This is a genomic window from Streptococcus sp. 3874, assembly GCF_013276425.1.
GTDB classification, from domain to species: Bacteria; Bacillota; Bacilli; order Lactobacillales; family Streptococcaceae; genus Streptococcus; species Streptococcus pseudopneumoniae.
The window spans coordinates 1-6,505 of the sequence record NZ_VMLA01000112.1; the positions used below are offsets into that span (position 1 = coordinate 1).

The window sequence follows — 6,505 nt, forward strand, 5'->3', positions numbered from 1 at the left end:
CAAACTAGCCGCAGGTTGCTCAAAGCACTGCTTTGAAGTTGTAGATAGAACTGACGAAGTCCAGCTCAAAACACTGTTTTGAGGTTGCAGATAGAACTGACGAAGTCAGTAACCACACCTACGGCAAAGTGAATCTGAAGTAGTTTGAAGAGAGTATAACTTGTCTTTTAGAAAAGGAGCCTATAATGAAAGTCTTTCAGAATGTAAATATCGTGACTTGTGATCAAGATTTCCATGTTTATCTTGATGGAATCTTAGCAGTCAAGGATTCTCAAATCGTCTATGTCGGTCAAGATAAGCCAGCGTTTTTAGAGCAAGCTGAGCAGATTATAGACTATCAGGGAGCTTGGATTATGCCTGGGTTGGTCAATTGCCACACCCATTCTGCTATGACAGGTTTGAGAGGAATTCGGGATGATAGCAATCTCCATGAATGGCTCAATGACTATATCTGGCCAGCAGAAGCTGAGTTTACTCCCGACATGACTACTAAGGCGGTCAAAGAAGCTCTGACAGAGATACTCCAGTCAGGAACAACAACCTTTAATGATATGTATAATCCCAATGGTGTGAATATTGAGCAGATTTATCAGGCAGTGAAAGATTCCAAGATGCGTTGTTATTTTTCTCCGACTCTTTTTTCTTCAGAGACAGAAACAACTGCTGAGACTATAAGCAGAACTCGATCCATCATAGACGAAATCTTAAAATATAAAAATCCAAATTTCAAGGTTATGGTAGCACCTCATTCTCCCTATAGCTGCAGTAGAGACTTGCTGGAAGCGAGTTTGGAAATGGCAAAAGAGCTTGCTATTCCAATCCATATCCATGTGGCGGAGACCAAGGAAGAATCAGGCATTATCCTGAAACGATACGGCAAACGCCCCCTCGCCTTTCTAGAAGAACTGGGTTACTTAGATCATCCGTCTGTCTTTGCTCATGGGGTCGAATTAAACGAGCGAGAAATTGAACGCTTGGCAACTTCTCAAGTGGCTATTGCTCACAATCCTATCAGTAATCTCAAACTGGCATCAGGAATTGCTCCAATTATCCAGCTCCAAAAAGCAGGAGTAGCAGTCGGAATTGCGACTGACTCGGTCGCTTCCAATAACAATCTTGATATGTTTGAGGAGGGACGGACTGCAGCCCTTCTTCAGAAGATGAAAAGTGGAGATGCCAGCCAATTTCCTATCGAAACAGCTCTCAAGGCACTGACAATCGAAGGGGCTAAGGTTCTAGGAATGGAAAATCAGATAGGAAGTCTAGAAGTCGGCAAGCAGGCAGATTTTCTCGTTATTCAACCACAAGGCAAAATCCATCTCCAACCTCAAGAAAATATGCTCTCTCACCTAGTTTATGCTGTCAAATCCAGTGATGTTGATGATGTCTATATTGCTGGAGAACAGGTTGTTAAGCAAGGTCAAGTTCTGACAGTAGAACTTTAGAAGAAAAATCACGAAAAATTTTAAAAAAAGTTTGTAAAAATCTTGCATTCTTTTTTTGACTATGCTATACTTATATACGGTTTGAAAAAACTGCCTAAGACAGTAGGGGAGCTCGACTCATAAATATCCTACCGAGGACAAAACGTATCATGTAAAAAGAAGCGTATTGTACTTTCGTGTCTAGGTTTGGGCGCGTTTTTCTTTTGGAAAAATTCCCCAAGCAAAATAATTACGGAGGTGAACACACTAATGAGTGAAGCAATTATTGCTAAAAAAGCGGAACTAGTTGACGTAGTAGCTGAAAAAATGAAAGCTGCTGCATCTATCGTCGTTGTAGACGCTCGTGGTTTGACAGTTGAGCAAGATACAGTTCTTCGTCGTGAGCTTCGTGGAAGCGAAGTTGAGTATAAAGTCATTAAAAACTCAATCTTGCGTCGTGCAGCTGAAAAAGCTGGTCTTGAAGATCTTGCATCAGTATTCGTTGGACCATCTGCAGTAGCATTTTCTAACGAAGATGTTATTGCACCAGCGAAAATCTTGAACGACTTTTCTAAAAACGCTGAAGCACTTGAAATCAAAGGTGGTGCAATCGAAGGCGCTGTCGCATCTAAAGAAGAGATTCTTGCACTTGCAACTCTTCCAAACCGCGAAGGACTTCTTTCTATGCTCCTTTCTGTACTTCAAGCGCCAGTGCGCAACGTTGCTCTTGCAGTCAAAGCGGTTGCAGAAAGCAAAGAAGACGCAGCTTAATCTTAAGCTACGTAGCGTAGCCTAGCTACGAAAATCTATTATAAATTTAAAACATATTTGGAGGAAATAACAATGGCATTGAACATTGAAAACATTATTGCTGAAATTAAAGAAGCTTCAATCCTTGAATTGAACGACCTTGTAAAAGCTATCGAAGAAGAATTTGGTGTAACTGCAGCTGCTCCTGTAGCTGTTGCTGCAGCTGGTGCTGCTGACGCTGGTGCTGCTAAAGATTCATTCGACGTTGAATTGACATCTGCAGGCGACAAAAAAGTTGGCGTTATCAAAGTTGTACGTGAAATCACAGGTCTTGGTCTTAAAGAAGCTAAAGAACTTGTTGACGGTGCACCAGCACTTGTTAAAGAAGGCGTTGCAACTGCAGAAGCTGAAGAAATCAAAGCTAAATTGGAAGAAGCTGGAGCTTCAGTTACTCTTAAATAATAGAGCGACTACATTAGTAGCTTAAAAACATGATTAAATCGCTATTCTTAGGAGTAGTGGTTTTTCTTTTTGTTTAAGAAGTTGGCGAGTAAGTAATACTCAATGAAAANNGACGAAGTCAGTAACATATCTACGGTAAGGCGACGCTGACGTGGTTTGAAGAGATTTTCGAAAAGTATAAAATAGATTGAATTTAGAATAGTCCACTGAGTTTTATAAAACATTGTTAGAAATTGGTTTGAATTCCGCAATCAATTTGTTCGGTTTTTATTTCATTTAATTTAATTAAATTAGAATTTCCCAACCGTTTAACTCAAGATAAAAATCCCCAATCGAAGCGATTGAGGATTAAGCAAATGAATCTTAAACAATACCTTGGGCAATCATAGCGTTTGCTACATTTTCAAATGCAGCAATGTTTGCTCCTGCAAGATAGTCTTTATCAAGACCATATGTTTCTGAAGTTGTTTTAGCTGTGTTGAAGATGTTTGTCATGATGTCTTTGAGACGTCCATCAACTTCCTCACGAGTCCATGAGAGGCGAAGACTGTTTTGGCTCATTTCAAGGGCTGAAACGGCTACACCACCAGCGTTGGCAGCTTTGGCAGGTCCGTAGAAGATACCATTTTCTTTGTAGATTTTGATGGCATCAAGGTCGCTCGGCATGTTGGCACCTTCAGATACACAGATAACGCCTTGAGCAACCAAACGTTTAGCTGCTTCACCGTTGATTTCGTTTTGAGTAGCACATGGAAGCGCAATATCATAGTTTCCAGCGTAAGTCCATACAGAACCTTCGTGATATGTTGCAGTTGCTTTCTCAGCTGCATACTCAGTCAAACGAGCACGACGTTTCTCTTTAACATCAACCAAAAGATCGAAGTCGATACCATTTTCATCGATGACATAACCGTTTGAGTCAGATACAGAGATGACAGTAGCGCCAAGTTCAGTCGCTTTTTGAAGAGCGTATTGAGCAACGTTCCCAGAACCTGAAATAACCACTTTCTTACCAGCAAAGCTATTACCGTTAGCTTTCAGCATTTCTTCAGTATAGTAAACCAAACCGTAACCAGTTGCTTCTGGACGAATCAAGCTACCACCAAATTCAAGAGGCTTACCAGTCAAGACACCAGCATCAAATTGGTTAAGACGCTTGTATTGACCATAAAGGTAACCAATTTCACGTCCACCTACGCCGATATCACCAGCAGGTACGTCAAGTGATGGTCCGATGTGTTTTTGCAACTCAGTCATGAAGCTTTGGCAGAAGCGCATCACTTCAGCATCTGTTTTACCTTTAGGATCGAAGTCTGATCCACCTTTACCTCCACCGATTGGAAGTCCAGTCAAGACGTTTTTGAAGATTTGTTCAAATCCGAGGAATTTCAAAATCCCTTGGTTTACAGTTGGGTGGAAACGAAGTCCTCCTTTGTATGGTCCAACAGCTGAGTTGAATTGAACACGGTAACCACGGTTTACTTGAATTTTTCCATCACGGTCAACCCAAGGAACACGGAAAGAAATTACGCGCTCAGGCTCAGTAATACGTGCCAAGATATTTTCTTCGATATACTCAGGGTGTTTTTCAAATACAGGTTCCAAAGTGTTGAAAAATTCTTCAACAGCTTGGAGGAATTCAGCCTCGTGCCCATTACGAGCTTTTACAGTTTCAAACACGCTTTGGATATATTCTTTAGCAGATGTCATATCGTTCTCCTTTTGTTGTCATATTTTATTACATGAGCTATTATAGCAGAATTTTTTTAAACTGTAAAGAGAAAAACAAAAATTTTCTAAAAATTCTTTCAATTTAGTTTTAAGACTTTTTGAAAATAGACAAAAAACGAACCTTTTTCTTGTAAATATCTTTCTCAAAGAGAAAATCTGAAAATATGCTATAAGAAAAGAAAATGTTTAGCAATTCAGAAATCACTTGTTAATTTATCCATGATATGTTAGATTTGCCAGCAAAATTATAACGATATAAAGCAACCCCTTGAATTATCAATATCTTCAAGGGGTTTTGTTGTGTTGTGAAATCAAAAAGGGGCAACCAAGGGGCAGAATTAAAAAATAGTATCTAATTTATTGACCAATTTATCCTCCATATCCTCAGTAGTATGAGAATAGATTTCCAAAGTCATCTTTGCATTTGAGTGTCCAACTCGATCCATTATTGATTTTATTGGAAGGCCAGACTCTGCTAAAAACGAAATATGAGAATGCCTAAAAATATGGCTAGATAAGTTTTTTTCTATTTTGGCCTGTTTTCCATATTTTTTTAATATCTGTATGAAGCAAGCTATTGTTGTAGGTTGATTCCATTTTTCAAAACAGAAAATATAATCATCGCTTGACAATGGCTGGAAACGTTCGCTAAGTCGTACTATTTGTCTTTGAATAGCTTCTATGACACTTTCTGATACTTTGATTGTCCGTATTGAATTTGTAGTCTTTGGTAGCGTTTTGATTTTGTTTACTGAATCAAAATTACCTGTGATCTCAATTTTGTTGTTTTCGAAGTCTATATTCTTCAGTTGTAAGGCAGTTAACTCACCATATCTCATACCAGTTAATGCCAGCACAAGAACCATATCAGCGTACTTTTGGTGATATTCTCGACGATTAAGGACATCGATAAGCGCTTTTATTTCTTGCATGGTGAGAAAGTTGTTACGCTTTTTTTCCAGTTCTTCTAAAGTCTTTGGTTTTTGAGGAATCGTAGTATAATCGACCTCGTTGTTTTCAATGTAAGAGTATTGAACAGCGTAATTAAAGATACCTCTGAGCCTATGCCGTACTTTTTTAGCTGTAATATATCCGTTGCTTTCAATAATTTTTTCAATAGCCTCTTGAAGAAAACGCCTGTCAAGATTAGCAAGTATGGTATCGGATGGTATGATTTCCTTCATCTTCTTATCAACTGATTTACAATTATGTTTTGTTGATTCCTTTACTGTTTGCGCCCATGATTTATAGAAAAGGTTATAGATTTCTTCAAATGTAATGCTTTCTACTTGTTTTGTGCTGAGTTTTTTATTTATCTTCTCTTGCAACAAGATAGCAGCTTGATTTCTTGCCTGGGGAGTTTTCTTCTCCATCGTGACTGAAACTTTTTTTAATTTCTCAGTATATGGATCTTTATATCGCTCAAAAAATTTGTATTTTCCGTTGGGAAGTTCTTCCATCCACATTGTATTTACCTCACTTTTTTGATAAAATGGGTATAGTAAAGAGGGCTTTTAATGCCTTTTACTATACTGGATATCCTCACACTCAGAGTCGCCAAACTTTGCGAGTGTGGGGATTTTTTTGAGTTGTTTCCAAAATGGAAACAGTTGGCAGCTCGTCAGATAATAAAATAAGGTGTACCTCTTAGAAGTACACCAGACGATTTTATCCTTGACGAACAAGGCTTTTTTACATTCTTAGTGTATTTCTTTTTTTAATTTCTGTCAAACGTCAACTTATTTTAACGACTTATGTTTACTAGAATATGAAAAGAAAAGTAGTCGTATCAAATACGGCTACCATCACGTTATGGATCTAAAATCCAAACCTAAACTTTATGGAGCTAAACTCCTGATAGCTGTATTGTAATATAATTTTCAAAAAATATCAATTTTGCACAATAGACCTATGGGATGAGGTTGCTATTGGCGAATATGGGGGTGTTTTTGTTTATTTCAAGTATTTATAACTCAAAAAGGGAAGTAACAATTAAGCTACTTCCCTGGAGCGCAAAGGCTCAAAGTTTAAAAATATGAGGGTAAACCTCTAAGTAACCTAATTATAGAGTAAACTTTTATAAATGTCAATTTTTTAAGTACAATTCTTTTAATTTTTCGTCAATTCTATCTAAAGTT

5 protein-coding genes and 1 other annotated feature are annotated in these 6,505 nt (G+C 38.1%); of the genes, 3 read left to right on the forward strand and 2 right to left on the reverse strand.

Going from position 1 to position 6,505, the window contains the following annotated elements:
• Positions 1–185 precede the first annotated feature (185 nt).
• The 3 genes from HT703_RS10200 (at position 186) to rplL (ending at position 2,636) form a co-directional block, all read left to right on the forward strand.
• Positions 186–1,445 carry a TRZ/ATZ family protein gene (locus HT703_RS10200; protein ID WP_000862496.1) on the forward strand — a complete coding sequence of 420 codons (1,260 nt, stop codon included), beginning with the start codon at positions 186–188 and terminating at the stop codon, positions 1,443–1,445.
• Positions 1,446–1,520: 75 nt separating this feature from the next.
• Positions 1,521–1,656, forward strand: a sequence feature (ribosomal protein L10 leader region).
• A gap of 38 nt (positions 1,657–1,694) precedes the next feature.
• Positions 1,695–2,195, forward strand: a complete 501-nt coding sequence (gene rplJ / locus HT703_RS10205; protein WP_001287278.1) for a 50S ribosomal protein L10 — start codon at positions 1,695–1,697, stop codon at positions 2,193–2,195.
• Between the two features lie 72 nt (positions 2,196–2,267).
• The gene (gene rplL, locus HT703_RS10210) at positions 2,268–2,636 is read left to right on the forward strand and encodes a 50S ribosomal protein L7/L12 (protein WP_001196965.1); all 369 of its coding nucleotides are present in this window, start codon (positions 2,268–2,270) and stop codon (positions 2,634–2,636) included.
• Positions 2,637–2,999: 363 nt separating this feature from the next.
• Here the strand turns inward: rplL and gdhA are convergent, their stop codons facing one another.
• On the reverse strand, positions 3,000–4,346 hold the full coding sequence (gene gdhA / locus HT703_RS10215) for an NADP-specific glutamate dehydrogenase (protein WP_000199528.1): 1,347 nt from the start codon (positions 4,344–4,346) through the stop codon (positions 3,000–3,002).
• Between the two features lie 359 nt (positions 4,347–4,705).
• Positions 4,706–5,833 carry a site-specific integrase gene (locus tag HT703_RS10220; RefSeq protein ID WP_000266843.1) on the reverse strand — a complete coding sequence of 376 codons (1,128 nt, stop codon included), beginning with the start codon at positions 5,831–5,833 and terminating at the stop codon, positions 4,706–4,708.
• Positions 5,834–6,505: the final 672 nt, after the last annotated feature.

Coding starts and splice junctions, on each gene's coding strand:
- HT703_RS10200 (WP_000862496.1), top strand. CDS start 186: ATGAAAGTCTTTCAGAATGTAAATATCGTGACTTGTGATCAAGATTTC.
- rplJ (WP_001287278.1), top strand. CDS start 1,695: ATGAGTGAAGCAATTATTGCTAAAAAAGCGGAACTAGTTGACGTAGTA.
- rplL (WP_001196965.1), top strand. CDS start 2,268: ATGGCATTGAACATTGAAAACATTATTGCTGAAATTAAAGAAGCTTCA.
- gdhA (WP_000199528.1), bottom strand. CDS start 4,346: ATGACATCTGCTAAAGAATATATCCAAAGCGTGTTTGAAACTGTAAAA.
- HT703_RS10220 (WP_000266843.1), bottom strand. CDS start 5,833: ATGTGGATGGAAGAACTTCCCAACGGAAAATACAAATTTTTTGAGCGA.